Source organism: Novosphingobium sp. NFX11, assembly GCF_057376415.1.
The window spans coordinates 1,638,382-1,663,186 of the sequence record NZ_CP080385.1 but is presented as its reverse complement, the minus strand read 5'-3'; the positions used below and the strand labels follow the sequence as shown (position 1 = coordinate 1,663,186).

The 24,805-nt window shown below is 64.1% G+C and carries 14 protein-coding genes and 1 pseudogene; 9 read left to right on the top strand and 6 right to left on the bottom strand.

From position 1 onward, the window contains the following. Window positions 1-7: 7 nt before the first annotated feature. Both KZO24_RS25385 and KZO24_RS25380 read right to left on the bottom strand, forming a co-directional pair. Complete coding sequence (locus KZO24_RS25385; protein WP_271183834.1) at window positions 8-2,185, bottom strand: PKD domain-containing protein; 2,178 nt, start codon at window positions 2,183-2,185, stop codon at window positions 8-10. A 74-nt stretch (window positions 2,186-2,259) separates the two neighbouring features. Next, a complete protein-coding gene (locus tag KZO24_RS25380) occupies window positions 2,260-4,968 on the bottom strand; it encodes a TonB-dependent receptor domain-containing protein (protein WP_486487399.1) in 2,709 nt (902 codons plus the stop codon). Window positions 4,969-5,268: 300 nt separating this feature from the next. Here KZO24_RS25380 and KZO24_RS25375 point away from each other — a divergent pair, with 300 nt between their 5' ends. Next, window positions 5,269-6,405: an ROK family transcriptional regulator gene (locus KZO24_RS25375; protein ID WP_271183832.1), complete on the top strand. Its 1,137-nt coding sequence runs from the start codon at window positions 5,269-5,271 to the stop codon at window positions 6,403-6,405. A 44-nt stretch (window positions 6,406-6,449) separates the two neighbouring features. On the opposite strand, the gene KZO24_RS25370 is transcribed toward KZO24_RS25375, so the two are convergent. The 3 genes from KZO24_RS25370 to KZO24_RS25360 all read right to left on the bottom strand — a co-directional run bounded on the left by KZO24_RS25370 (window position 6,450) and on the right by KZO24_RS25360 (window position 12,765). Beyond that, window positions 6,450-7,517, bottom strand: a complete 1,068-nt coding sequence (locus KZO24_RS25370) for a PepSY-associated TM helix domain-containing protein (RefSeq protein ID WP_271183831.1) — start codon at window positions 7,515-7,517, stop codon at window positions 6,450-6,452. Then, window positions 7,517-9,673: a TonB-dependent receptor gene (locus KZO24_RS25365; protein WP_271183830.1), complete on the bottom strand. Its 2,157-nt coding sequence runs from the start codon at window positions 9,671-9,673 to the stop codon at window positions 7,517-7,519. The genes KZO24_RS25370 and KZO24_RS25365 overlap by 1 nt, the downstream gene beginning before the upstream one ends. Before the next feature lie 161 nt (window positions 9,674-9,834). Beyond that, the gene (locus KZO24_RS25360) at window positions 9,835-12,765 is read right to left on the bottom strand and encodes a DUF2339 domain-containing protein (protein ID WP_271183829.1); all 2,931 of its coding nucleotides are present in this window, start codon (window positions 12,763-12,765) and stop codon (window positions 9,835-9,837) included. 126 nt (window positions 12,766-12,891) lie between these two features. On the opposite strand from KZO24_RS25360, the gene KZO24_RS25355 reads away from it, so the two are divergent. The 4 genes from KZO24_RS25355 (at window position 12,892) to KZO24_RS25340 (ending at window position 16,968) form a co-directional block, all read left to right on the top strand. Further along, window positions 12,892-14,031, top strand: a complete 1,140-nt coding sequence (locus KZO24_RS25355; protein WP_271183828.1) for a sterol desaturase family protein — start codon at window positions 12,892-12,894, stop codon at window positions 14,029-14,031. Between the two features lie 2 nt (window positions 14,032-14,033). Next, window positions 14,034-14,642, top strand: a complete 609-nt coding sequence (locus KZO24_RS25350; protein WP_271183827.1) for a TetR/AcrR family transcriptional regulator — start codon at window positions 14,034-14,036, stop codon at window positions 14,640-14,642. A gap of 20 nt (window positions 14,643-14,662) precedes the next feature. Then, window positions 14,663-15,631 (top strand): lysozyme inhibitor LprI family protein, encoded by a 969-nt coding sequence (locus KZO24_RS25345; RefSeq protein ID WP_486487398.1) that lies wholly within the window; start codon window positions 14,663-14,665, stop codon window positions 15,629-15,631. Window positions 15,632-15,828: 197 nt separating this feature from the next. Next, on the top strand, window positions 15,829-16,968 hold the full coding sequence (locus KZO24_RS25340; protein ID WP_486487397.1) for a surface-adhesin E family protein: 1,140 nt from the start codon (window positions 15,829-15,831) through the stop codon (window positions 16,966-16,968). A gap of 25 nt (window positions 16,969-16,993) precedes the next feature. On the opposite strand, the gene KZO24_RS25335 is transcribed toward KZO24_RS25340, so the two are convergent. Beyond that, window positions 16,994-18,079, bottom strand: coding sequence for a Ros/MucR family transcriptional regulator (locus KZO24_RS25335; RefSeq protein ID WP_271183824.1), 1,086 nt, complete (start codon window positions 18,077-18,079; stop codon window positions 16,994-16,996). Between the two features lie 655 nt (window positions 18,080-18,734). On the opposite strand from KZO24_RS25335, the gene KZO24_RS25330 reads away from it, so the two are divergent. The 4 genes and pseudogenes from KZO24_RS25330 to KZO24_RS25315 all read left to right on the top strand — a co-directional run bounded on the left by KZO24_RS25330 (window position 18,735) and on the right by KZO24_RS25315 (window position 24,803). Further along, the gene (locus tag KZO24_RS25330; RefSeq protein ID WP_271183823.1) at window positions 18,735-19,064 is read left to right on the top strand and encodes a hypothetical protein; all 330 of its coding nucleotides are present in this window, start codon (window positions 18,735-18,737) and stop codon (window positions 19,062-19,064) included. 57 nt (window positions 19,065-19,121) lie between these two features. Beyond that, window positions 19,122-20,417, top strand: a complete 1,296-nt coding sequence (locus KZO24_RS25325) for a TolC family protein (protein ID WP_486487396.1) — start codon at window positions 19,122-19,124, stop codon at window positions 20,415-20,417. Next, window positions 20,404-21,563: pseudogene (locus KZO24_RS25320) on the top strand (efflux RND transporter periplasmic adaptor subunit). The gene KZO24_RS25325 and the pseudogene KZO24_RS25320 overlap by 14 nt, the downstream one beginning before the upstream one ends. 3 nt (window positions 21,564-21,566) lie before the next feature. Further along, complete coding sequence (locus tag KZO24_RS25315) at window positions 21,567-24,803, top strand: efflux RND transporter permease subunit (RefSeq protein WP_271183820.1); 3,237 nt, start codon at window positions 21,567-21,569, stop codon at window positions 24,801-24,803. Window positions 24,804-24,805: the final 2 nt, after the last annotated feature.

Below are 24,805 nucleotides of genomic sequence, written 5' to 3'. Positions count from 1 at the left end.
CAACCGCCTATTGCACCAGGATGCGCACCTCCTTGAAGTTGCGCAGCAGCGTCTTGTCGAACGGATCGATCTGCCCGTCGCGCTGCCCGTTCACGGTCAGCCGGACGAGGTACGAGCCGGCAGCCGGGAAGCTCAGCGTGCGCTCGACATCCACCTTCTGCTGCGGCGCGGATAGATCCGTGGGCGTCTCGTCCGTCCCCGACACCGTCCAGAAATACTGGACGATCTTGCCAGTGGCGGGAGGCATCTCCAGCGTGGCCGCCAGCCTGACCGGCTGACCCGCCGCCACCGTCGCGCGATTTTCCCCGTCGACCGCGAGCGTCATCACCGGCTGGAGCCCACCGCGATCGGCGGCGCGCGGCGCGGGCATGACCTGGCCCTTCTGGATGGTGTACCGCGTCGAAGGCGGCGGCGTCACGCCGCGCTCCACCCATGCCATCAGGTCCTGGATCGATTGCTGGAAGATTCCCGGCTCGCCGCCTCCGGTGCTGTGATTGCCGTTGTCGTGCAAGTAGAAGCGCATCGTCTTGTCCGCCTTGGCCGTGCCGAGGGCATGCTGGATCTGCTCGGCATAGCTGGCATTGAAGATCGGCCAGGAGAGGTTGTCACTCATGCCCTCCATGATCATGGTCCTGGTCTTGACGTCGCCGGTTTCGACTCGTCCGCCCATGGTGCGATAGTTCGCTCCCCACAGGACGCTGATGTCCGCGCGCTGCGGGTACCTGGCCGACCCGTCGGCGTTACGATACTGGTCGTAGCTTCGGCTGCCCGGAATGTTGCTGTAGCGCGGGTAGTAGTACATCGCCAGGATGAAGCGGTTGTTGACCCTGATTTTGCCGCCGATTTTCAGGCCGTCGAGCAGGAGCTTGCTGTTGGTCAGCGGCGACGTCTTTCCGAACACGTTGGTCGTGGTGCCGGTCAGTGCAAGCGTGCCCGCCACCGGATCGTACTTGCCCTGTAGGCTGTACCGGCGGCGATTGTCGCTCGGCTCGCCGACCACGGTCTCGGGGTCGATCAGGCGCGTCTTGCCGTCTGCACCATAGACGAAGAACTCTAGGTAGTTGTCGCCTGTGACGCCGAGCCGGGGAAGCGTCGCGGGATCGAACCGGATCGTCTCCGGCGCGCCGTCAGCGCTGCGATCGATCCCGGTGATCGTCGCCCAGCCATCGATCAACGCCGTCTTGAGATAGGCTGGCGGATTTGCGCCAGCATATCCCGGCTTGGACCAGAAATCATCCTCGTAGGTCGGATCCGCCATGCGGATGTCGATGGGGTCGACCAACGGCACCAGGCTCTTGAAATGGTTGCCGATGGCGGGCAGCGGGTAGCCTGCGGCGATGAACTCGTCGAGGACGGCCTTCTCTTCATCGTTCAACCCGGCGTAAATGTCGCCGGTGCCGCCGGGCGCTGCCGCTGCGGCGATGGCGTCGCGCTTCGCCTGCGGGATCGCCATTGTGTAGTGTGCCTGCCATTGGAACGAATGGAAAGTCGCCACGCCCTTCGGCCCCAGACATTGCGGCTGGACGCCATCCCAAACACCGACGGTGTTCTCTGCGGCGGCCATGCTGACGATGCCGCCTCCACTGCAGCCCCAGAAGTAGCTGTAGATTTTCGCCGAGTTGCCGTAGAGCTTGTTGGCATAGGCCTTGGCGACTTTCGTGGCCGCCGCCTCATGGCGATGGCTGGCCACCGAATTGGCCGTGCTTGCGCTCATCCAGTTGACTGAGAACGCGCCGTTGGTGAACGCCATCCGGTTATCAACCACGCCGCCGCCCGACGGGTGCTGCTGCTGAAAGGAACGGTGCTTCCAGAATGCCTTCGCGGGGAAACGGAATACGTAGTCCTGCCGGAAAAGTGTCGGGCTCTGCCGCACGTACGACGGCAGCGTTGCGGCCGTTCGCGTCGCCGGGAAGTGACCGGTGACCTGAGTGTAGGGGATCGTAGGTCCGCCGGACACTTCCAATGAAAGCTGTTCGGTCTTGTCCACGACGAACGTGTTCTCGTTGTAGTCGGGATCGGTACAGGCGCCATCGATCAGCAATTGTGGGTCGACGCCGACATCCCTGTCGATCTTCCGGACAGGCGCGAACTTGCATTCCGCCGCCGCGCTGGAAGTCGCAAGGCAGGTCGATCCCGCCAGAACGGCCAGACCGATGGCTCCGGCGCCGATGAACGAATTTTTCATGATCGTCTCCCAAGGCATCGGACAAGTCCGATATGCTGTGTGTTCGGGCGGTCGATGCCCCCCCTGCTGCAAGGTCAAAACTGCTTGCTCACCCCGAGGATGAACATGCGGCCGAAAGTGAAGCCGTTGGCGAAGCCCAGTTCGCTGGGTAGGTTCCGGCGCAGCAGCGGCGGATCCTGATCGAAGACGTTGTTCACGTTGAGCGTGAAGCTCAGGTTCTTCAGCAGCGCGCTCTGACCGGGCACATCGTACTTGAAGAAGAGATTGACCGTATCGAACGCTCCAACGCGGTCCTGTACCGGCACGGAACTGGTCGGCGCGATGGCATAGCCGCCTGTGTGGTTCCACGTCGCCTGCGCACGCAGACCTCCGACGGTGGCGCCGAGAGCCGCCTGCAGATACAGCTTGGGACTTTCGAGCGCGAGTTCATCGACGACCGGGGAGGTCGGGCTCGCCTGCGCCTTGCGCGAAAGCGGGCGGTTGCCGTTGACCGATGCGTCGATGCTGCCGAAGCTGGTATCGTACGCATAGTTGACGTCGAAATCGATGCCCTTGATGTGCAGGATGCCGAAGTTCGCGACCCGGAAGTCGACAAGCGAATAGACCAGCGTGCCACTGTCGATCAGCGGTCGAACGACAGCCTCTCCGTTTGGTGCACCGGCGGCGAAAGCCAGCAGTTCGGCAGCGGAGAAGCCGGTCCCTCGGGTCAGGATCTGGCTGGGATAATTGTCGAGAATATCCGCATTGACGAGCGGCGTCTGCAGGATGTCCTGGAACTTCACGTCATAATAGTTGACGCTCGCCCGCAAGCCCTGGAACGGCGTGAGGTCCGCGCCGACGGACCAGGTATCGGCGGTTTGCGGCTTGAGGTTGGCGGTCGATCCCTGGATCGAGACCGTATAGGCGCCGCCCGGTGGCGGATCGGCGGGGTTGGCGAAGGGAACGAACGCGAAGGAACTGATCGTGTTGCGCTGCGACCCCAACTGGTCGAGCGGCGTCGGAGCGGTGAACGAGGTGCCCCAGTTCCCGCGAAGGGACAGCCATTCCGCCGGCTTGAACGTCCCGCCGAACTTGGTGTTGAACGTTCCGCCGAAGTCGCTGTACTTGTCGTAGCGACCGGATGCCGACAGGGTGAGCATGCTGCCGCCGGCACCGTCGGACAGCAACGGCGCCCGCACCTCACCGAAGAACGCGTGCACGTTGCGTGAATAGCTGGCGAACGGATAGGTCGAGAGCGTGCCGATGCGGATGTCGCTCAGATAGCGCTGCTGCAGCTGGTCATTCATGTATTCGTAACCGACGGCCAGCCGCAGATCGCCGCCGGGCAGCACTGCAAGGCGGCCTTCCACGATGCCCCGGATGTCGACCAGATTGTCGCGCGCCTGCCCCCCGATCTGGCTGTCGATCAGGTCGGCGAGGAGCGCCGGGTTGTTGCTGCTGACGTCGAACGGGTTGAAAGCCGTGGCAAGGCTCGTGCCGGCGCCGGCGGCGTTGAGCCGCGCACTGCTTATGCCGGTAAGTGCGAACGAACTGTCGCTTTCGCTCCAGTTGAACAGCAGGCGGGCCTGCCAGTTGTCGTCGAGATCGCGAACGACTTCGGCGTTGAAGCCCCACTCCTCCAGACGGGTGCGTTCCCGCTGCGCGTCTGCGCCCAGGACCGGTCGCAGATTGAAGCTTACCGAGGCGAGATTGACCGCAGGAAATGTCCCGAACCCGGGAATCTGAACAGTCGTGGGCCCGAGCGCCAATCCCGGCGGCAAACTGGCGGCGGCGTAAGGGTTGGCCGGGCTGACGGCGACGACGCCGGTCAGATCGCCCGTCTTGAGCGTCGATCGGCGCGCGTAGAACGCCTTCACGGTAACCTCGGTCCGGTCATCCAACTGCTGGAACAGGCTGGCCAGCACGCCGTGCCGCTCCGCCGACGGGATGTAGACGTCGTCCTGCGAATTGTCGCAGAGGTTGCGCGTACCCGCGACATAGGCAGGAGCCGCGTAGTTGACCGAGGCGACCGTCGCACCGAAAGCGGGAATCACGGTATTCAGCGACAGGTTCGGCGATGCGCAAGTCAGGTCGCGGGGCCGATAGGGCTGCGCGGTGTAATCCAGATCGCGGATGAAGCTGCGCTCCCGGCCATAGAGCTTGTCGCTCTTGGAATAGCTGTAGGAAACATAGAGCGATCCGCTGCCCCAGTCCTTGCCAGCCGTGGCGCTGGCATCCCATTGCCAGTAATCGTCGGCGAAGCCGTAGTGCCCATCGACCTTCAGCCCGTCGAACCGTCGCCGGGTGACGAAATTGATCGTCCCCGCAACCGCATCCGCGCCGTAGGTCGCCGAGCCGCCTTCAGTGACCACGTCCACGCGCTCGATCGCGCCGATGGGTATGAGATCGGGGTCGATGGAAGCCTGGTTCACACCGACCGAAGCGATACGGTGCCCGTCGACGAGGATAAGGGTAGGCGAACTCGCCGCCACACTCGTCTTTCCGCCCGGTGCCAGGTTGCGGATATTCGGCCGGGTCACCTGAATCTGGTTCGTGGCAATCGCGAGATCGGCCAGGGGCACGCGATTGAAGAAGTTGGAGACCTGCGGCACCGAAGCCAGCAGTTCGTTGGACGATATCGCAGCCGTTTTCTGGATGGTGTCGGCGCCGAGCATCACGGAATTGGAGCCGACAGGCGCACCGCCACGAAGCAACGTACCGGTCACGACGATCTCGTTCTCGACGGTCGGCATGTCCTGCTGGCCGGTCTCCTGGGCATCTGCCGAACAGGGTATCACCCCCATTGCGGCCAGCCCGGCCAATGCCAGCGCATGCCAGCTCGATCCTGCAGCGCCATGATATGCGCGCGCACTTTTCCCTTGGTGCCTCATCGGTCCCCCCTGTTTTTGACGCTCGTTCGGCGCTTCGGCACGCGGGTTGTTTGCGGCCGCAGTTGTTTCCCGAGGCAGATTGTTGAGAACGCTCCGCCTCCTGTCAAACTATATTTCATATAGTGAAATAACCTTGCCCCTTCCCATCGGGGAGGCGTCATCTTATTGGTGGCGCCAATGCGCAAACGAAGCCCAAGCACGAGCCGCCTCGAAGTGCTCAAGGCCATTCGTGTCCATGCTCCGGTTTCTCGCAGCGATTTGCCCCGGTTGACCGGTCTGGCTGCCGGTACGATCTCACAGACAACCGCAGAGCTTGTGGCGCGAGGATACGTCGTTGAGGCGCGGGAAACCGAGAAACGCTCCGGACGACCGCGGACTTACCTGACGATCGCGAGCGAAGGCCCGCTGGTGCTGGGCGCCGTCATTTCCACCACAAACACCCTTCTGATCACGTTCGTCGATCTCAACGGCACCATCCGCAGCGAGAGCGAACTGCCTTTCGCCGGCCCCGGTTCAATCGCGGAACTTGCGGAGCGGGTGGCGGAAACGATCGCCCAGGCGATCGATGCGAGCGGGTTTGCCAGAGAGCGCATCGAGCATGTCGGCATCGGCGTTCCCGCGCTGGTCGACAGCGTGGAAGGCGTTGTTCATTTCATGGCGACTTTCGAAGACACGCCGTATCCTTTCGCCGCTGCGGTGGCCGACAGGATCGGCCTGCCGGTGACCATAGAAAAAGGCACGACCTACAAGGCGCGCGCCCAGCATTGGCACGGCGCGGCCCAAGGCCATGACACCTTTACTCTGGTCAACGTAGGATTGTCACTGGACTCGGCCGCCTACAGCGATGGCCTGCCGCGCGTCGGCGTGCACGGCTTCGGCCCTGAACTCGCCCATGTGCGGACCGGCAGTCCAGATGATGCTGAACTCTGTTACTGTGGATCGCGTGGCTGCGCCACGACCTACGCCTCGATCTACAGCATAGTGCTGCGCGGTTTCAGCGCTGACGCTTCCCAGCTGGATCCGCGTAACGAGGCCCAGGTCGAGGCATTGTTCATCGAACTTCTCGACCGGGCATGCGCAGGCGACAGCGACGCGCGCGCCGTGTTCGATACCGCCGGCGCTCATCTTGGCCAGGTACTGGCGAGCTATGTCAAGATTGCCGATCCGGGCCTGATCCTCGTTGCCGTTCCGGACATGAGATTTGAACGGGTGATCCAGGCAGCATTCTCAACTGCGCTGAACCACGGAATTCTGCCGCCGATCCTCAAAATGACCGAAATACGATTTACCCTGCAGGAGAAAAACTGGCACAGCCTTGGCACGGCCTCGCTTGCCCTTGAAAAGTCCTAGGCTCAGGCTCTGCAATTGCAGAGACAGGCAGTCTGGCCCTGCCATCACCGGCGAAACGCCACCTTGCGCGCGGGCCGCCTGAACCAGAACGTCCAGACGGCAAGCGTGCCCAGCATGGCCAGCGCAAGGCCGGACAGCGTCATGACCAGCCGGAACACGATGCCTCCGACCTTGCCCGCGTGGAGCGGATAAAGGGCGTTGTAGGCCGTCACCCTGCCGGGAAGATCACGCGCGTCTCGCGCAGCCACCATGCGCCCGGTGTCGGCAGCGAACCATACGGTCGTCCGCCCGTTCGGCAACCACTCCTCCGGACCGCGCATCCGCAGGGTGATGAGGCCGCTGTCGCCGCGCGGCAGGGCAAGGCTGCGCACTTCCGCATCGGGAAAACGGGTGCGGGCGGCACGTATCATCGCAGCCCAGTCAAGATCGTCCGCCAGCCTTGCTCCGCCCCCTGCAGGCGCTTTCAGGGCCCGGTCGATCTCGGCAGGTGCCCCCGGCCCAAGGATGACCGACGCCAGCGGCCGGAACACAAGCACCGTTCCCGTCACCAGCGAGAGCGCCAGCAATGGCGCGACGACGATCCCCAGGTCGCGGTGCTGACGCACGATCGATGGCCGCGTCAATCGCGCAGGCCACAGCCGCACTTCGAACGTTCGCCGTGTCCGCCACCACAGCACGGTGCCGCTGACGACGAAGAACAGTCCGCACAGGCCGGCGATCCCGATCACCGTCTCGCCCTCTTCCCCCGCAAGCAGGTGCTGGTGAAAGTCCGAAAGCCACAGTTCCGGCCGCTGCCACCCGCTGCCCCAGGCCAGCACCGGATCCCCCGCCTGCGTCACGTATGCGCCCGCCCCGCCCTTGTAGACGAGACGGTCCAGCCCGAAACCCGCGTCGGCGAACGTGATCGACTGCGGCCGCCGCGTTGGATCGGCCATCAGTCTGGCACTCGTCGCAGCCAGCACCCGGGTATCCTGCACTTGCGCATCGTTGGCATGGGGCAGGACGACCCAGGCATCCCGGTGGACGAGGATCGCACCGCTCAGCCCCACGATCGCCAGCAGCAGGCCGACAAGCCCGCCGGCCCAGCGATGCAGGGTATCGAGCAGCTTCATCAGAAGCGGTAATCCCAGCCCAGTGTGAAGTTGCGACCGCGTCCTGCAAAGAAGTGCGCATTGTCCGTCGGCCGCACCGTCTGGGTGTAGTAGTCTATGTAGAACTTGTCGAAGATGTTCTGTGCAGCCAGTGTCAGACCGCCCAGGCGCGTATCGTAGCGCAAGCTGAGATCGGTGACGTTGTAGCCACCGAAGCCGTACGTATCATCATAGTTGCCCGGTGCCCGCTCGAACTTGCGCGAGAGGAAGAACTGAGTCTGGATACGGGCGGAGACGGCCCCCTGGCGGTAGCTTGCGGCAAGGTTCAGGCGATCGGGAGAAATGTTAGCACCATCCAGATCGCGATCGACCGCCTCGATCCCGTCATCGGAACCATCGGTGCGCCCAATAAGGTGCGCGTAACCGGCCGACAGCGTAAGCCCCGGCAGCGGCGTCTGCGCGGAGAGGTTGATTTCGAGCCCCTGGATTTCCACCCGCTGACGCTGAACTTCGAACACGCCGCCGCTCTGCACCAGCAGCGAGCCGTTCTTGCTGGTAGACCAGAAATAGGCCGCGCTGGCATCCAGCGGACCGCGCTTGACCTCAACCCCCAATTCCCGGTTGTTCGACACGATCGGGCTGATGTTGACATAGTCGTCGATGTCGACGCCCGGCCGGTTGACCGCGCGCGCGATACGGCCGACATCCGGAACCGTGTAGCCTTCCGCATAGCTGGCATAGGCCCGGATGCCTTTCCACGGTTCGACGATGACGCCGCCGTTCAGCAGGGTATCGCTGAACCGGGGAGTGCCGCCCGACACCGCAAAACCGCCACCATAGCTGGCCAGCGTGCGATAATCGTCGATGGTGATGCGCACGTCCTCATGCCGGACACCGCCCGCGAGGTGCACCTTGTCGTCGAACAACGCGAGGTTGGCCTGCGCGAACGGTGCGAGGCTGCGATATTCCGCGGGCGGTACCCAGGCACGACCGGTCGCGATCAGGCGCTGCTCGGTCTTGTCGTAGAGCACATCCAGCCCGACCGTGGCCGTCAGCGCCTCGAAACCGGGGACTTTGCGTTCATATGAGAACTTGCCGCCATACTTGCGGCTACGGTTCTGCGACTGGTCGAACAGCGTTCCTATCGGCGCAAGCGCGGCATCCTGGAACGTCGCGATCGGCGCGATCTCGCCGCCATAGGTATCACGCGAAAGGTTGTAGAACCCCTGGAGCATCAGGTTGCCGCCCCAGAGATCGGAATCGGTGTACGTCAGTGCGGCGCTTTGCGTGCGATTGGTCGCGGGGACGCCCGGCGGCGTACCGCGAACCGAAGTCGTCGGCAGGTTGCGCCGGTAATCGCCGTTGGCCGCGACGAAATCGCCCTCGCCCTTCAGTTCGAAGCGATTGACCATGATATCCAGTCGCGCCGTGTCCGACACCGCATAGCCGAAGCGACCGAACACCGACCAGGATCGGCTGTCCTGCGTCTCGCCCTGCGTCAGGTCGGTGCCGACACGATCGCCGTGGCCATCGTAGAAGACGCCGCGCTTTTCGAATGCCGCGCCGACGGTCGCGTCGAAGCGCCCCTGTCGCCAGCCGATCAGGCCGGCTACCTTGCCACCCCTGCCATCGTCGCTGAAGCCGGTGTCCGAATTGCCCTGCACCAGCACACGGCCTGAAATACCGTCCTGCCGGGGCGGACCGACCGTGACCTGATTGACGATACCGCCAGTGCCCCCGATCCCCTGCAAGGCATTTGAGCCGTAAATGACTTCCACGCGATCGACGAAGAACGGATCGATGGCGAAGCCGTCGCGGGCACCGTCGCGCAGCGGCGCCGTCTGCGGAATACCGTTGATTGCGTAAAGCGGAGAGCGGCCGCGGAGCGTCTCGCCCGCGCCGGACAGCTTCTGGCGCGTGGGCGAGAACGAAGGCGTGAGCGCGGAGACGGCATCGACTATCGAACCACCGATGGCCACCTGCTGATTGAGCGCCGCGTTGTCGATGACATCGACCGTCAGCGGCAGCGCGTTCAACGGCAGGATCGTTCGCGCGGCCGTGACGACGATGCCTTCGTCGGCATCCGCATGGCTAGCCGCAAGACCATCCGAATTCTGGGCCAATGCGGGCCATGCGGCCATGGCCAGCGGCAATACGAGCAGCGAACGAAAAATCATGACTTGGCGGCCTCCCTTTATGGGCGGGCCTTCTAGCGCCAGCGGAAACAAATGCAAGTCACTCGCATTAGCGAGTGGATAAGCCATATCCATTTTTGAACAAAAACCGCGATTGGGTGCGGCAGTCGAGGATCGGCTCGACTGCCCCGCACGTACGGCCCTTAATGACGATAGCGGGTATAAAGCCATCCGATCCCGATCAGGCTGAAGCCAAGCGCTAGGAATGAAGCGATCCGCAGCAAGCCTTCAAGGCCGGAAGCATCGAACAGGAACACCTTGCCCACGGCCCCCAGCATCAGGGCAAGAGAAGCGAGCCGCCAGTCGCGCAAGCTCTTGCGGATGCCCCATAGCAGGAACCCGATGGCGAGCAGGATGGCGAGCACCGAACGCCCGATGTTCTCGATCTCCAACACCTCCCCGACAGGCAATACCGTGCCGGTGAACAACTGGCGCAACGTGGCGAAGGCGAAAAGCAGGATCATCGACATGCGCAGGGCATCGCCGATTCTCGTCCAGTACTCCGCTCGATCGGGCACGATGCGGAAGAGGATCGATATGCCGACGAACGTGATGCCGAAGGCCGGCAGCAGCAAGTTGACCAAAGGCCATGGCCCGACCGCCTGCTTCGCCCACAAGGGATCGTGCAACGCGACAGTATAGACGAGGTTGTGCGCGATGCTCACCATGATCAGCCCGACGGCTATGCGGCGTGCCGCCAGGTAGCGCCATGCCAAGGCACCCATCGCCATGAGCAGGGCCTGCCACAGACACCGTTCGGCGAGTCCGACGCGGACGAAGGCGGCGTAATCACCGATGGTAAAAAGTTGCTTGAACAGGATATGCACGCCAACGAGGGTCAGTCCGCCGGACAATGCGGCACCACCCGCACGTACGATGGCCGGCTGATGCTCGGGACTGCGCCATAGCGCGACGGCCAGCGCGATGGCCGGTACGAGCAGCCTGCCCATCGCGACGCCGACCGATGGCAGGTCCGTGTAGAACACCGGGTTTCCGCCAAGCGACAGTGCTCCGGCCGCAAGCCAGTACCCCATCGGCTCCAGCGCCCACAGCACCAACAGGCCGCCCAGTGTCGCCAATGCCGGTCCCGGCGCGAGAGCCGGGCGGCGGCGGCCACCCTCCACCAGCGCGACGAGCGCCGCCGCCGTGGCCACGGGCAGCCATGCAGCCGGGACGAGTTGCGCGACCAGGCCATAGCCGAGCAATATAGCCAGCGGCTGCAGTGCATATCGCAGTACGGTGCCGGCGTTGCGCCATGCAAAGCCGGTCGCGACGATGCACAGCGTCGCCCACCGCAGCACGGCACGCGCGGGATGCGGGACCGATGCAGCTTGGAAAAGGCGCGCGAGTTCGCCGGTCGTCTCTATCGTGATAACCAGAGCGGCGACCGCGGCGCTCAGGAAGCCGAGCGCGCCCTTCGCCAGCCGGCTATCGCGTGCCGTGACCGACAGCCCGAGCAACGCGGCGGCAACTACGGCGATCACGATCGATACGCACCATTCGGGCAGGCCGACCATCCCCGCCAGCACCACCAGCAAGCCCGAACAGGATGCCAGCAACGCGAAGCGCGCGTCGCCCAGGCGTTCGCTGCTGCGCCAGCCCAACCCGGCACCCAGCGCGGGCAAGGCGGCGAAAGCCATTGCCAGCACCGCGAACCGCAAGTCCTGACCCGTATTTCCTTCGTAGAACTTTCCGAAGCTGACCATGTAACCGCCCAGCGCAATCGCGCCGAGCAGGCCTACTTCGACGAGGCCTCCGGTGACGTGCCACAAGTGCCGCAACGCATAGCTGCCGTAGATCGCCGCAATCCCGACCACGACAGCCGCGAACAACCCTGCATCCGGCGCCGGCCAGATGGCAATCAGGCCAAGCGCCGTCAGCAGCGGGACGGCGACCGTGCGCTGCAGAATCGGCGTGCGTCCCGCCAGCCAGACGAACGCCAGCGAGAGCAGTCCGTAAAGCCCCCATGTCAGCGGCGCGAAATCGCCACGGGCGACGACCAGCGCCAGTTGCAGCGCCCCGACCACGCCGGTCACCGCGCGCAGTATCGGCGCGGAACGCCCTTCCATTGCGAGAGCGGGCAGACCGAGGCCGAACAGGATCACGAGCAGCCCCATCGCCAGCGTGGATCCACTGTCCAGATCGCCCATGGCAATCGTCAGCAGGCTCCAGCCCGCACCGCCGGTCAGCGCGCCGATGCCCAGCCAGGCCCAACGCTGGCGCCGTGAAAGCAGGGTAATCGCGCCAATGACGATCGCCAGGTATCCCGCCAGCAGGGGTACGCTGGGGCTCTGCGATTGCACGACCGCGGGGGTCGCCAGACCGCCGACAAGGCCGAGCACGGCGCAAGGTGCCCCGAACCTGAGGGCAAGACCAAGAGCGAGCGCAGTGATCGCCGTCAGTCCGGCGAAAGCCGTGCCGGGCCCGACCAGTTCATAAAGATTGCTCGCCGCCAGAACCGCGGCATAAAGCCCGCCCACACCGGCGCCCGCGAGGGCCTGGGCGACACGTATATCGCGCACGACCTCCTGACGGTGACGCGCAAGTTCACCCATGCCGATCAACGCGCCGCCAAAGGACAGCCCCATGATTACCCGCACCACCGGGGAAAGCAGGCCGGTGTCTATCGAGTATTTCACCATCAGCACGGCTGCCACGATCAGCGTGATGCCGCCCGCCCAGATCGGCAACTTGCGACCGAACAGATCCTCGAATCCGAGACCGGTCCATGACGCGATTGCGCGCTGGGGAAACGTGGACTCAGGCCCTGAAGCGGGCTCGAATTCCGGTTCCGACTGAGCTTCGCCGGGTTCGGGCTCGTTCGCCGCAGCAGGAGTTGGAACCGCTCCCGAGTCAGACGTCAACGGCACGAATTGCGCCGGCGGCTGGAAATCGAGGTCCGGCGCCGCGATCGCTTCAACCTCCTGATGTTCCGGCCGCTCCGGCTGGACCGGCACGGCATGATCCAATGCCTGATGATCCGGGATAAGCCGCTCGAGGCGCCCAATGCGTCGCCGCGTATCATATAGCAGAACGCTCAGGATTAGCGTGGCGAACAGCAGGATCCCGGTCATGACGCACCTTTCGATCTCAATTGCATGACATGGGTACAGGTGAATTGAACGCTGTGCAATATAAAATTAGACAGCGTTCGATTATAGCGATATACGATATCGCATGGACTTTGGAGAAGGCCGACAATGACGGGATTTCTGAAGAAGCTGGTACGCGACCTTGAAGCGCCGATCGAAGCACGCGGCTTCGGCACCGGCTGGTTCGCGGGGTTCTTTGCCATGCTGCTGGCCGCCGCCGGGCTGTGCTTCGTGGTCGCGCTGCGCTGGCCTGACTGGTTCGCCACGCCGGAACTGGCCGTGGTGCTGAAATCATCAGGCTTTCGCATCGTCGTCTACACAACGCTGCTGGGCGCCTATGCGCTTGCCCTGCTGAGCTTGCTGCTCCGGCCGCGCAAGGCGATGGGCATGACTGCGCTGATGGTGGCACTTGCGGGAACCATCCTTGGCGGCGCGTCGGTCCAGCCGCGCGAGATGCACGACTGGGGCGTGTTCTTCGGTGTCGATTTCTTCGCGGTGAACCTTGTCGCCACCGGCCTGATGTTCGCCCCGCTGGAACGCCTCGTGCCTCATCGCGGCAGGCAGCGCCTGTTCCGCCCCGAGTGGAGCGAGGACCTGTTCTACTTCCTCGTCAGTTCGATGCTGGTGCAGTTGATCACCTTCCTTGCCCTTGCGCCGTCGAGCTATCTCAACGCGCATGGCACCGCCCTTTCGGGTATTCGCGCAACCGTGGGCGGATTGCCGTGGTTGGTCCAGTTCATCATGGCGATGCTCCTGACCGACCTTACGCAGTACTGGTTCCACCGCGTGTTCCACCGCATCCCGTTTCTCTGGGGCTTCCATGCGGTGCACCACTCGGCCCGGTCCATGGACTGGCTGGCCGGTGGGCGAATGCACTTCGCCGAGATCGTGCTTCTGCGCGGTGTAACTTCGCTGCCACTGCTGACACTGGGCTTCCTGCCTTCGGTCATGCAGGCTTACATCGGCATGGTCTACGTCTATTCCTCGCTGATCCACGCCAACATCCGGGGCGACTTCGACCGTCTGGGCCGGTTCATCGTGGTCCCGCGCTTCCACCACTGGCATCACGCGCTGGAAGCCGAAGGAATCGACAAGAACTTCGCGATCCACTTCCCCTGGCTCGACCGTCTTTTCGGCACGCACTACTTCCCCAAGGGGCAGTGGCCGCAGGGCTACGGCGTGCCCGAAACTGTGCCGAAGGGCTATCTGGCGCAGATGCGCTATCCTTTCGTGCGCAAGGCCGGCTGACGATGGGCAGGAGATCGGACCACGGACGCGAGGAACTGGAATCGCTGATCCTCGACAACGGGCGGCAGGTCATGGCCGAAAGCGGTTATGCCCGGTTCTCCGCGCGTGAGGTCGCCAAGCGTATCGGCTATTCGGTGGGCACGGTGATGCACGTCTTCGGGAACGTCGACCGGCTCGTCATGGAGATCAACGCGCGCACGTTCAGGCTCTGGAGCGAGTGGCTGGAAGAGCGCCTTGGCGGGGCCGAGGGGCGTGCGCGCATTATCGTCCTCGTCCAGGGCTATTTCGACTTCGCGCAGACCCATCGCAACCTGTGGTCGGCGATCTACGAGCACCGCGTGCCGGAAGGCATGGAGATGCCCGAGACGCTCGCCGCCGAGCGCATGCGTCTCACCGGCGTCATCGCGCGAGAGGTCGCGACGGTTCTGCCTGCAACGGAGGCCGCAAACGCGGCAGAGCTTACCAGTTCGCTTATCGCCACCGTGCACGGGCATTGCGCGTTCATGCTGGGCGGCACTTTCGCTCTGTTAGGTGTTGCGCGACCAGCCGACCTTGCGGCGGCGCGCGTCATCGAAACTCTGCACGCAAGGGGCGCTCTGATCGACGCCTGAACGAACACGAAAGGATCTAGATGAAGGCTGCGAAACATCTGGCCGCGTGCTGGGGGCTGGCGATCACGGCGTCGCTCTGGGCACTTTCGGCTCATGCGCAGGGTGAAGCCGCGCATACCGATGGCCCGAGCTTCTCCTGCACGGCGGCGCGCACGGCGATGGAGCGGGCGATCTGCACCGATCCGGCGCTTGCCGTCGCGGATCGGGAGATGGCCGCACTCTTCGCGCTGTCCCGCGAAAGCGCGTTCGGCACCGGCCCGTCGAGCGAACTGGCCGCCCAGCGCCAGGCGCTGAAACGGATGCGCGGCTGCGAGGGCGCGGAAATCCGCAAATGCCTCAAGACCGTTTATGCCGAGCGCAACGGTGCACTTGCCATCGCCGCGCTGATGCATGCTCCCGACCAGGCGCTGCCGGTGCTGCGCCGCCTCGACCCGCAGTTCGCACCGGTGTTGGAAGCGGTTGCGCTCTGGGCGCGGGAACCCGTCGACACCGACTGGTCGGCCCCGGAGCGGGCAGTTGTCAGGACGCGCATCACCGCCCTCCTCTTCCCTTACCTGACCCGCCTGAGCACGGATGAGGGGCAATCCTTCGGCTGGTCGATCCTCTCCGAACCTTACGGGGATTCTCCCAAGGTTAGGACGACGGGCGACCTGTTCACCAGCGAACGCCACTTCGCGGCCTTTCTCAACGTGCTAGGCCCTTACCTCGACGAAGATGCGAACGGCATCGAGCGCAACCTGCCGTGCGGGGCGATCGTACGCCATCCGGCGCTGATCGAGGCCACGGAATCGGTATTCGGCTCCACCATGGACAACTTCGTGCTGCGCAACGACTGCGAGCAGACCCTGCCCCCGACCCCGGCGCTCGACACCCTCGCCGCGAGGATCTCGCGGCACCTGGCCGGACTGCGACGGGACGATACGCTTCGCCGCATACCGATCGTATCAGACCGCGCTGGACCGTGCACGGCTGGGTCAGGCACCGCATGAGGCCAGGCCCGAGATCGCCGCTCCCGATGGCGTCCCCACCGCTGCTGTCGAGACAGCACGCAGCGAACTGGGGCGTTACTACGCTGTTCACCTCGGCAAATCTGCGAAGGATGCCGCCACGATGGCCACCGACGCCATCTCCGGCGTAGTGTCCACCGCCCATAGCTGCGGCACCTGAGCCTGATCGGGAGAATTCGATGAAATCGGCAATGCTCGGCATCGCATGGAGCCTTGGCATCCTTTTGCCCTCCACCTCCCAGGCGCGGTCTTCCGAGTGGTGGTACGTGGCCCAAGCGGCGGAAAAGGTGCTGTTCGTCGACGTCGGCTCAATCCGGCGGGACGGCGACACGGTGCGCTACGAAGCCAGCCAGATCCTGCGCGAGCCCGGCAACCCGGCCGCATCCCTGCGCGCCTGGATGATCACCGACTGCCGCAGGCAGACCGAAAGCTGGGATCTGTACTTGCGCTATGGCTCCCGGGACGAGCGGCTCGACGAGACCGCACTCAGTTATCCCGACCCGGAGCCGGTCACCGCCGGAACGCTGGCGGATGCACAAATGCAGTTCGTATGCGCCACCGATCGCGCCGCGACCGGCGGGTTTCCCCTCAAGATCGACGAGGTTGCCTTTGCCGAAGCGCTCATCGCCGACACCGAAGCGAGCGAGCCGCCCGCAACCATTCACGACCGTATGCGCGCCGATCCGAAGGTGCCGGTGATCCGCTCCACCGCGCCCGCCCCGGAGACTTTCGGCACGCCGCAGCGTACCATGGCGGGCGATGCGGTTGTCCCACCGCGCGACTACGCGAAAGGCACCGCCCTGCCCGATCTGAAGAACTACGATACCGACGAGAGCGGAACGATATACGATATCGCCTATATTGGGACCGAAGACGGCGAATTGACCTTCGAGCAACGCGGCTACAGCATCGGCGATCTTGCCCGGGCGAGCAGCGCGCAGACTATGCGTTTTCCGCTAGCACAAAAGACGATCCAAATCGCAGACATCGCCATCGAGGTCATCGATGCCACACCACAGCACCTGCGCTTCCGTGCGACCCTTGCTTCAAGGGAAGACGGCGGCAACGATGCAGCCTTCCCTGTCTCGCCCCGGCATGCACGGGGGAATGATCACGACCGCGACCTGCGTGTCGGCCTACCGACATCCCCGTCAACACCGTGCCAACAGGAACGAGGGCATACACCCTTTCCCATAGCCCACCTTCTTGCCCGCACCTTCGCCATGTTCAGAACGTCAACCGCAGTTCGCCCAGGAAGGTGCGGCGCGAGACGTACTCACCGCCGAAAGCGGCGCATGCCAGGATCGAAGGCGCGATAGTCGTAAAACTCAAACCCGGCAGCGCTCAGCCAGCGTCGGGAGAGGCTGCCTTCGGCGTTCGAGCCATCCGCTTAGGCCTGCCCGTCTGGCGAGGTTTCTCCGCCTTCGCGGCATTAGCTTTTTCACCTGATGCGCCGTCTTTACTTGCTGCTGCTGGTGCAGTCTTCTTGCTCCCGGTGTCGCCTTTACTGAACAGACCAAGCTTGCCACGGCGCTTTGCCGGAACTTCCGGGACTACACTATTTGTGGGTTCTACGGTGTCAGGCGTCGCTTCTGAAGATGCAGCCCCGCGCTTTGCAGGCTTGGAGCCCTGTGCGGCGACGGCCGGTTCTTTCTGCTTCTTGGTCCGAGTGCTCTTCGGAGCCGCAGGCGCCTTAGCGTCCTCGGCAGCAGGTTCCGTTTGCGCCGAGGCCGCAATTGCGGGCTTCGATGCGACCTTGACCTTGCGCCGCGGCGCTTTCGGGGCCGCCGGTTCAGCCGACGCTGCGGCAGTCGCATCACCTGCCCTACCGGCGTCCAGCGCCTTAGCGGCCGATCCAGCAGGCTTCTTTACCCGACGTCCCTTGGCCTTTGCTGGCGCAACGGCGACCGACGGCACCTGTTCGGGTGCCACGTCGTTTGCCGCGACCGAGGCAGCGACGGTCGGTTCATTGGCGGAAGCATCCGAACTGGCCACGACTGGAGCGCGTTCTCCAGAGGTTTTCTGCTTGCGGCTACCCAGTCCGATTTTCTCGGCGATGGAGCGGCGCTTGGCCGCAAAATCCGGCGCGACCATCGGATAGCTCGCAGGAAGGTTATAGCGCTCCCGATAAGTCGCAGGCGTTAATCCGTGCGCTGCCAGATGACGCTTGAGCGTCTTGTACGGCTTGCCATCGATCAGGCTCAACAAATGTTCCGGTGACGATTGGCTCTTGCGAACAGAAACAGCGGGTGTGTACGTCGGTGCTTCCTCGACGACTGGCTCGATGACGGCGTCATCGGTCAATGCCGCTTTGGTCGATCGTATCAATCCGGACAGATCTTCGGATGCCACTGTATTGTTCACCAGATAGGCGCTCAGCAGTTGCACGGTGAGAGCGGCGATGTCCGTAGTCTTGTCGATGTCAGGCATGTGCGATCAAGCTCCCAATACGTCTGTGATCTTTTGCAAAAACCGAGACGACCTTTCTGCGGCTGCCATGCATCCGAATGCAAGGGTAAAAGATGTCGCCTGAAGCATTCTTGCCTGTTTTTTGCGCAGATGGACTCGATGCGGAAATTCGATGAACCATTGCGCTTGTAGCGCTTGGCGCATCGACCTTCCGCCTGCATATCCGCCTTGCCTTTCAGGTATCCTCTCCCAACTTCATCAAGCCGGCCCTTGGGTCGGCTTTTCTTTGCAAGCGCAGCAACGTGCCCGCGACGTACCGAGGTGCGACAGCCGCCCAGCAAGCGTGGAGGATGCGGCATCCCCGAAATGTCAGGCACACATTCGTGGAGTAAAAAATAGCTTGCATATGCGAATGCGTCGCAATAGCGTAGGTCATGTAGCTTGCCTCTCTCGTCAAGCCACAAGCCCGTAAGGAACGCTTGTCATGGGGCGTTCCTTCATCCTGTGACCTTTGGTCGGGGCGGCTCCTTGCCTTGCTCGCCCCGACCATTTTTTCGCTCTGAGTCATTGCATGACCGGAGACGCCGCGGTCGCAAGTAGAAAGGCAGGCACAAAGCAAGCTGGTTTCAACCCGAATGGGGTTACACCGCACCGGCGGAGTGGTAGGGGCTGATCGATGCGCACGCTGCTGCCTTTCCTTGCCTGCCTTATGTTGATCCTGATCAGCTGGTCCGGCATGGCGCACGCCGTAGAGGCGGCGAGCGGCAGCGACGCCGGGTACGATTTCTCCTATCATGCGCCCGGCGACGGTGACGAAGCGCCTGCAGATGCCGATAGCGGCCTCCCGCACCATCATGGTGCCTGCCATAACCATGACCTCGGCACCATGCAGATGACGTTCGAGCAACCCATTGCCGACTCGGACGGGCAAACTTTCGGCTTCAAAGGGGCCTCGCCGCTGCATTCGGCGGACGATAACGTGATGCCACGCCCTCCACGAACCTGACGCTTCCGTCGACCGGCTGACTGTCGGTCAGGAATCCTCCGTCAGGACTATCACATCATGAAGACTGTACTCGCGGCGTTGCTCGCCGCAGCGTCCTGTGCCGCAACGGTGCAGGCGCAGGAAGTACCGGGCGCACCTTATGGCGCCGTAACGCTGATGCTCGAAGATGCCATCGCGGCAGCAGGCGGCTCCGCTCCGGCAGTGGATGCCGGTCGCGCCGGTGTCGATGCGGCAATCGCCGGCCGCAAGGTCGCAGGACTTCGCCCAAATCCGGTCGCTCAGGGGCAGATCGAGAATGTCATGGGAACCGGTCGCTATTCCGGCATCGGCAGCAACGAGACCACGGCCGGATTCATGCAGACCTTGGAACTGGGCGGCAAGCGCAGTGCCCGCGTTGCAGTCGCCAACGCGGAACTGTCCCGAGCAGAACTGCAGGCTGCCATCATCGCCGCCGACGTTCGCCTGCACGTGACGCAGCTCTACGTGGAAGCTGTCTCGGCCGAGCGCCGACTGATCGCGGCGAAGGACCAGGCACGGATCGCTGCTGACGCACTTAGAGCCGCCGGTGTGCGGGTTCAGGCAGGCCGCGCCTCACCGCTCGAAAAGCAGCGCGCCGACGTGGTGCGCGTGAACGCTGAAGCCAATGCCGAACGGCAGGACCGCCTTGCCCGTGCCGCGCGCACGAACCTTCAACGCCGGATAGGCCGGGCCATCGACGGTCCTCTCGACGCGGCCCTGCTCGATCGGCTGCCGCCCGCTTCCGCGCCGTACGGACCGTCGGCGCCGATCGGTCCTCAAGGCACACTGGCACTGGCTGCCGCCGATGCGGACCTCGCCATCGCCGACGCCGGCGTCCGTCTCGCCAAGGCGAATCGGACACCGAACATCGACGTCGGCCCGTCGGTGCGCCGTCTGGAAGCGACGAAGGATTTCGCTGCTGTTTTCACGGTGTCGATCCCGCTGCAGGTCTTCGACAGCGGCAGCGCCGCGCTTGCTCAGGCCGGCGCGCAGCGCACGCAGGCCGAGGCTAATCGCCGGGTGACGGCCCTCGATATCGAGCAGGCCATCACCAACGCGCAGGCCGATGCCGACAATGCCGCGACAACCGCTCGTGCGGCTTCCGGCCCTGCCTTGCAGGCTGCGCAGGAAGCCGCACGCATCGCCCGTATCGGATACCGGGAGGGCAAGTTCAGCCAGCTCGACCTTCTCGATGCCGAGCGCACGCTCGCCGAAATCCGCATCGTCGCCATCGATGCGCTCGCATCCTACCAGATTGCCCGTGCGCAGCTGGAGCGCCTGACCGCGCCCGCCGCCGCGCCTCAAGGGGAAACTGATTGCCATGAAACAGAATAAGCGCACTTACGCCGCATTGCCCCTCTCGTTCGCCCTTGCCCTCACGGCCTGCGGTGACGGCGACAAGGCGGCACACCCCCAGTCGAAGAGAAAGGCGCGACGGACGCCAAGCGGGTCGAGGGCACAATCGTCATGAGCGCCGAGCAGATCGGTTTGGCCGGTATCCAGATCGCACATCCCATGATCGGCGGCTCGGGCACTGTCGAACTTCCCGCTACGATCGACGCAGACCCCCAGGGTATGCAGGTCGTCTCCGCCGCGATCGGCGGGCGTGTGGTCTCGCTGACCAGCAACCTTGGCCATTCGGTCGGACAAGGCCAGGCGATCGCCGTGATCGAGAGCCGCGAGGCAGCCTCCCTCAACGCCGAGATCGACGCCGCACGGGCGCGGCTTTCCCTCGCCAAATCCAACCTCGATCGCGAACAGCGCCTGTTCGCCCAGAAAGTCTCGCCCGAACAGGATCTCATCGCAGCGCGTACCGCCGCGACCGAGGCGCGTATCGCGCTTCGCCTCGCCCAGCAGCAGGTATCGGCGGCAGGCACGGGTGGCGGCGCACTGAACCGTATCGCCATCCTCTCGCCGATCTCCGGCCAGATCATCGCGCGCAGCGTGGTGCTGGGCCAGACCGTAGCCGCCGATGCCGAGCTGTTCCGCGTGGCGAACCTTTCCAGCGTCTCGCTCTCGCTCAACGTGCTGCCGCAGGATGCCGGCCGCGTGCATCCGGGCAATCCCGTGACCGTCAAGGCGGCAGGCCGAGAGACGACCGCGCGCGTGACCTTCGTGTCCCCGGCACTCGACACGGCCACTCGCCTCGTGCCGGTGATCGCCATGCTCGACAATCGCGCGGGCCAATGGCGAGTAGGCGAACCGGTCACCGCATCCATTGCGCTTTCCAGCAGCGACGACGGCGACAACGGCGATGGGGCCGTCAAGGTGCCGACTACGGCGGTCCAGACCGACGAGGGCAGGACCGTCATCTTCGTGCGCACGCAGACCGGCTTCAAAGCTGTGCCCGTCATTTTGGGCGACAGTGCCGGGGACATGGTCATCGTCAAGTCGGGCCTCAAGGGCACCGAGAAGATCGCCACCGTCAACAGCTTCACGCTCAAGGCCGAACTGGGCAAGAGCGAAGCGGTGGAGGACTGAGCCATGATCGCCCGCGTAGTCACATGGGCGGTCGAGAAGCGCTGGCTCGTCCTGCTTCTCACCGCCATTGCCGCCGTCATCGGTGCGGCATCGCTTTCCCGCCTGCCGATCGATGCCGTGCCGGACATCACCAACAACCAGGTCCAGATCAACGTCCGCGCGCCCGCCCTCTCGCCCGAACTGGTGGAGAAGCAGGTCTCGTTCCCGATCGAGACGGCACTGGCCGGCATCCCCGGCCTCGACTTCACCCGCTCGCTCAGCCGCAACGGCTTTGCGCAAGTAACGGCGGTCTTCTCGGACTCCACCGACATCTATTTCGCCCGCCAGCAGGTCGGCGAACGCCTGCAGGGCGTCGCTGAGAACCTGCCCGATGGCGTGAACCCCGAGATGGGGCCGATCGCCACGGGGCTTGGCGAAGTCTACATGTGGACCGTCAAGCTCCAGCACCGCGCCGACGACAAGCATCGACCGGGTGAACCCGGCCAGCAGCCCGACGGCAGTTACATAACCCCCGAAGGTGAACGACTGACCACGGAGGCGGAGAAGGCGACCTATCTGCGCACGGCGCAGGACTGGATCGTCACCCCGCTGCTGAAAAGCACCAAGGGGCTGGCCGGCGTCGATTCCATCGGCGGCTATGCCAGGCAGTTCCTGGTCGTTCCCGACATTCAGAGGCTTGCCGCGCTCGACCTCTCGCTGACCGACCTGGGCAACGCACTGGAGCGCAACAACACCAGCGTCGGGGGCGGTTTCGTCGACCGTAATGGCGAGGGGCTTGCCGTCCGCTCCGACGCGCTGATCCGCAATTCGGCGGAACTGGGCCGCACCGTCGTCGCCACCCGCGACGGGGTGCCGATCACGCTCGACCAAGTCGCATCGGTTCGTTCGGGCCAGGCCATCCGCATGGGCTCGGCGTCCGAGAACGGCACCGAAGTCGTGGTCGGCACCGCCATCATGCGCATCGGCGAGAACAGCCGCACGGTGGCGACCGCGGTTGCCGACAAGCTACAGTCCATCAATGCCTCGCTGCCGCCCGATGTCGTGGTTCAGCCGGTTCTCAACCGCACCGCACTGGTCGATTCAACCATCAAGACCGTCGCCAGGAACCTCGGCGAAGGCGCGATCCTCGTCATCGTCGTGCTGTTCCTGCTGCTCGGCAACTTCCGCGCCGCCCTCATCGCCGCGCTCGTCATTCCGGTGACGATGATGCTGACCGGCTTCGGCATGCTCAAGGCCGGGGTTTCGGCCAACCTGATGAGTCTGGGCGCGCTCGACTTCGGCCTGATCGTCGATGGCGCGGTCATCATCGTCGAGAACGCGCTGCGCCGGATCGCCGAGGAGCAGCAGCATCATGGTCGTCTCCTCAGCGTGAAGGAACGTCTCGCGACCGTGACTTCGGCCGCGCGCGAGATGATCCGCCCTTCGGTTTACGGCCAGGCGATCATCATCCTCGTCTACGTGCCTTTGCTCAGCCTTACCGATGTCGAGGGCAAGACTTTCGTGCCGATGGCGCTTACCGTCATCATGGCGCTGGCCTTCGCCTTCGTCCTGTCGCTCACCTTCGTTCCCGCGATCGTCGCCATCTGGCTCTCCAAACGGGTGGAGGAAGAGGACGGCCTCATCATAACCTCGCTCAAACAGCGCTACGCGCAGGGCCTCGACCGGGCGATGAAGCGGCCCAGCTTCACGATCGGTGCGGCGCTGGGCAGTCTTGTCCTTGCCGCCGCTGCGTTCATTTCGCTCGGACAAGTGTTCCTGCCCCAGCTCGACGAAGGCGACATTCTCATCCAGGCCCTGCGTATTCCCGCTACTTCTGTCCAGCAGAGCCAGGCGATGCAGGTGCCGATCGAACGGATGATGTCGAAACAGCCGGAGGTGAAGTTCGTCTTCTCAAAGACCGGCACGGCCGAACTTGCGTCCGACCCGATGCCGCCCAACGCCACCGACATGTTCGTCATCCTCAAACCACGCGAGGAATGGCCGGACCCGAAGCTGGAAAAGGCTGACCTGGTCGCTCGCATCGAAGGCGAACTCGCGAAGTTCCCCGGCAATGCCTACGAGATCACACAGCCGATCCAGATGCGCTTCAACGAACTCATCGCGGGCGTTCGCGGCGACATCGCCGTCAAGGTCTTCGGTGACGACTTCAACACGATGAACCGCACCGCCGAACAGATCGCTGGTATCCTGCGCAAGACCGAGGGCGCTGCGGATGTGAAGGTCGAACAGACCACCGGCCTGCCGATGCTCGACATAAAGGTGAACCGCGATGCGATGGCTCGCCTCGGTGTCACCGCACAGGACGTGCAGGATACCGTCACCGCTACGATAGGTGGGCGTACCTCGGGCATGATCTTCGAAGGCGACCGCCGCTTCCCGGTGGTGATCCGCCTTTCCGATGCACAACGTGCCGACATCAACCTGCTCCAACAGTTGCAGGTGGCGGTGCCCGGCGGCTCTCATGTCCCTCTCGCCAGCGTCGCCGAGATCAACCTCGTGGATGGCCCCAACCAGATCAGCCGCGAGAACGGCAAGCGCCGCGTCGTGGTGCAGGCCAACGTGCGTGGGCGCGACGTCGGTAGCGTGGTAGCCGATGCCCAGGCCGCGATTGCCCGGACGGTGCGCCTGCCCGCTGGCAGCTATGTCGAATGGGGCGGCCAGTTCGAGAACATGAAGTCAGCCAGCGAACGCCTGAAGCTCGTCATCCCGGCCTGCTTCGTGCTCATCCTGCTGCTGCTCTACGGGGCACTTGGAAGCGTTCGCGATGCCGCGATCGTCTTCACCGGCGTTCCTTTCGCCCTGGTCGGCGGGGCCCTTCTTCTGTTCGTGCGAGGCATGGACTTCTCGATCTCGGCAGCAGTCGGCTTCATCGCCCTGTCCGGCATCGCCGTGCTCAATGGCCTCGTCATGGTCAGCTCCATCCAGGACCTGATCCGTTCGGGGATAGAGCGGGCCGAAGCTGCCCGTACCGGCGCCATGCAGCGTCTGCGCCCGGTAGCCATGACGGCACTGGTCGCCAGCCTCGGCTTCGTGCCCATGGCGCTGGGTTCAGGCGCCGGCGCGGAAGTGCAAAAACCGCTGGCGACCGTCGTGATTGGCGGCCTGATCTCAGCGACGCTATTGACCTTGTTCGTTCTACCGACCCTCTATGCCCGCTTCGGGCAGAAACGGATCACCCCGAACGAACACTGCAACGAAGGGCATACCTTTCAGGAGCAGGCGTTGCCCCATGGCGCATGATC

Excerpts from the sequence above, each read along its gene's own strand:
- KZO24_RS25385 (WP_271183834.1), bottom strand. The coding sequence starts at position 2,185 with ATGAAAAATTCGTTCATCGGCGCCGGAGCCATCGGTCTGGCCGTTCTG.
- KZO24_RS25380 (WP_486487399.1), bottom strand. The coding sequence starts at position 4,968 with ATGGGGGTGATACCCTGTTCGGCAGATGCCCAGGAGACCGGCCAGCAG.
- KZO24_RS25370 (WP_271183831.1), bottom strand. The coding sequence starts at position 7,517 with ATGAAGCTGCTCGATACCCTGCATCGCTGGGCCGGCGGGCTTGTCGGC.
- KZO24_RS25365 (WP_271183830.1), bottom strand. The coding sequence starts at position 9,673 with ATGATTTTTCGTTCGCTGCTCGTATTGCCGCTGGCCATGGCCGCATGG.
- KZO24_RS25360 (WP_271183829.1), bottom strand. The coding sequence starts at position 12,765 with ATGACCGGGATCCTGCTGTTCGCCACGCTAATCCTGAGCGTTCTGCTA.
- KZO24_RS25355 (WP_271183828.1), top strand. The coding sequence starts at position 12,892 with ATGACGGGATTTCTGAAGAAGCTGGTACGCGACCTTGAAGCGCCGATC.
- KZO24_RS25350 (WP_271183827.1), top strand. The coding sequence starts at position 14,034 with ATGGGCAGGAGATCGGACCACGGACGCGAGGAACTGGAATCGCTGATC.
- KZO24_RS25345 (WP_486487398.1), top strand. The coding sequence starts at position 14,663 with ATGAAGGCTGCGAAACATCTGGCCGCGTGCTGGGGGCTGGCGATCACG.
- KZO24_RS25340 (WP_486487397.1), top strand. The coding sequence starts at position 15,829 with ATGAAATCGGCAATGCTCGGCATCGCATGGAGCCTTGGCATCCTTTTG.
- KZO24_RS25335 (WP_271183824.1), bottom strand. The coding sequence starts at position 18,079 with ATGCCTGACATCGACAAGACTACGGACATCGCCGCTCTCACCGTGCAA.
- KZO24_RS25330 (WP_271183823.1), top strand. The coding sequence starts at position 18,735 with ATGCGCACGCTGCTGCCTTTCCTTGCCTGCCTTATGTTGATCCTGATC.
- KZO24_RS25325 (WP_486487396.1), top strand. The coding sequence starts at position 19,122 with ATGAAGACTGTACTCGCGGCGTTGCTCGCCGCAGCGTCCTGTGCCGCA.
- KZO24_RS25315 (WP_271183820.1), top strand. The coding sequence starts at position 21,567 with ATGATCGCCCGCGTAGTCACATGGGCGGTCGAGAAGCGCTGGCTCGTC.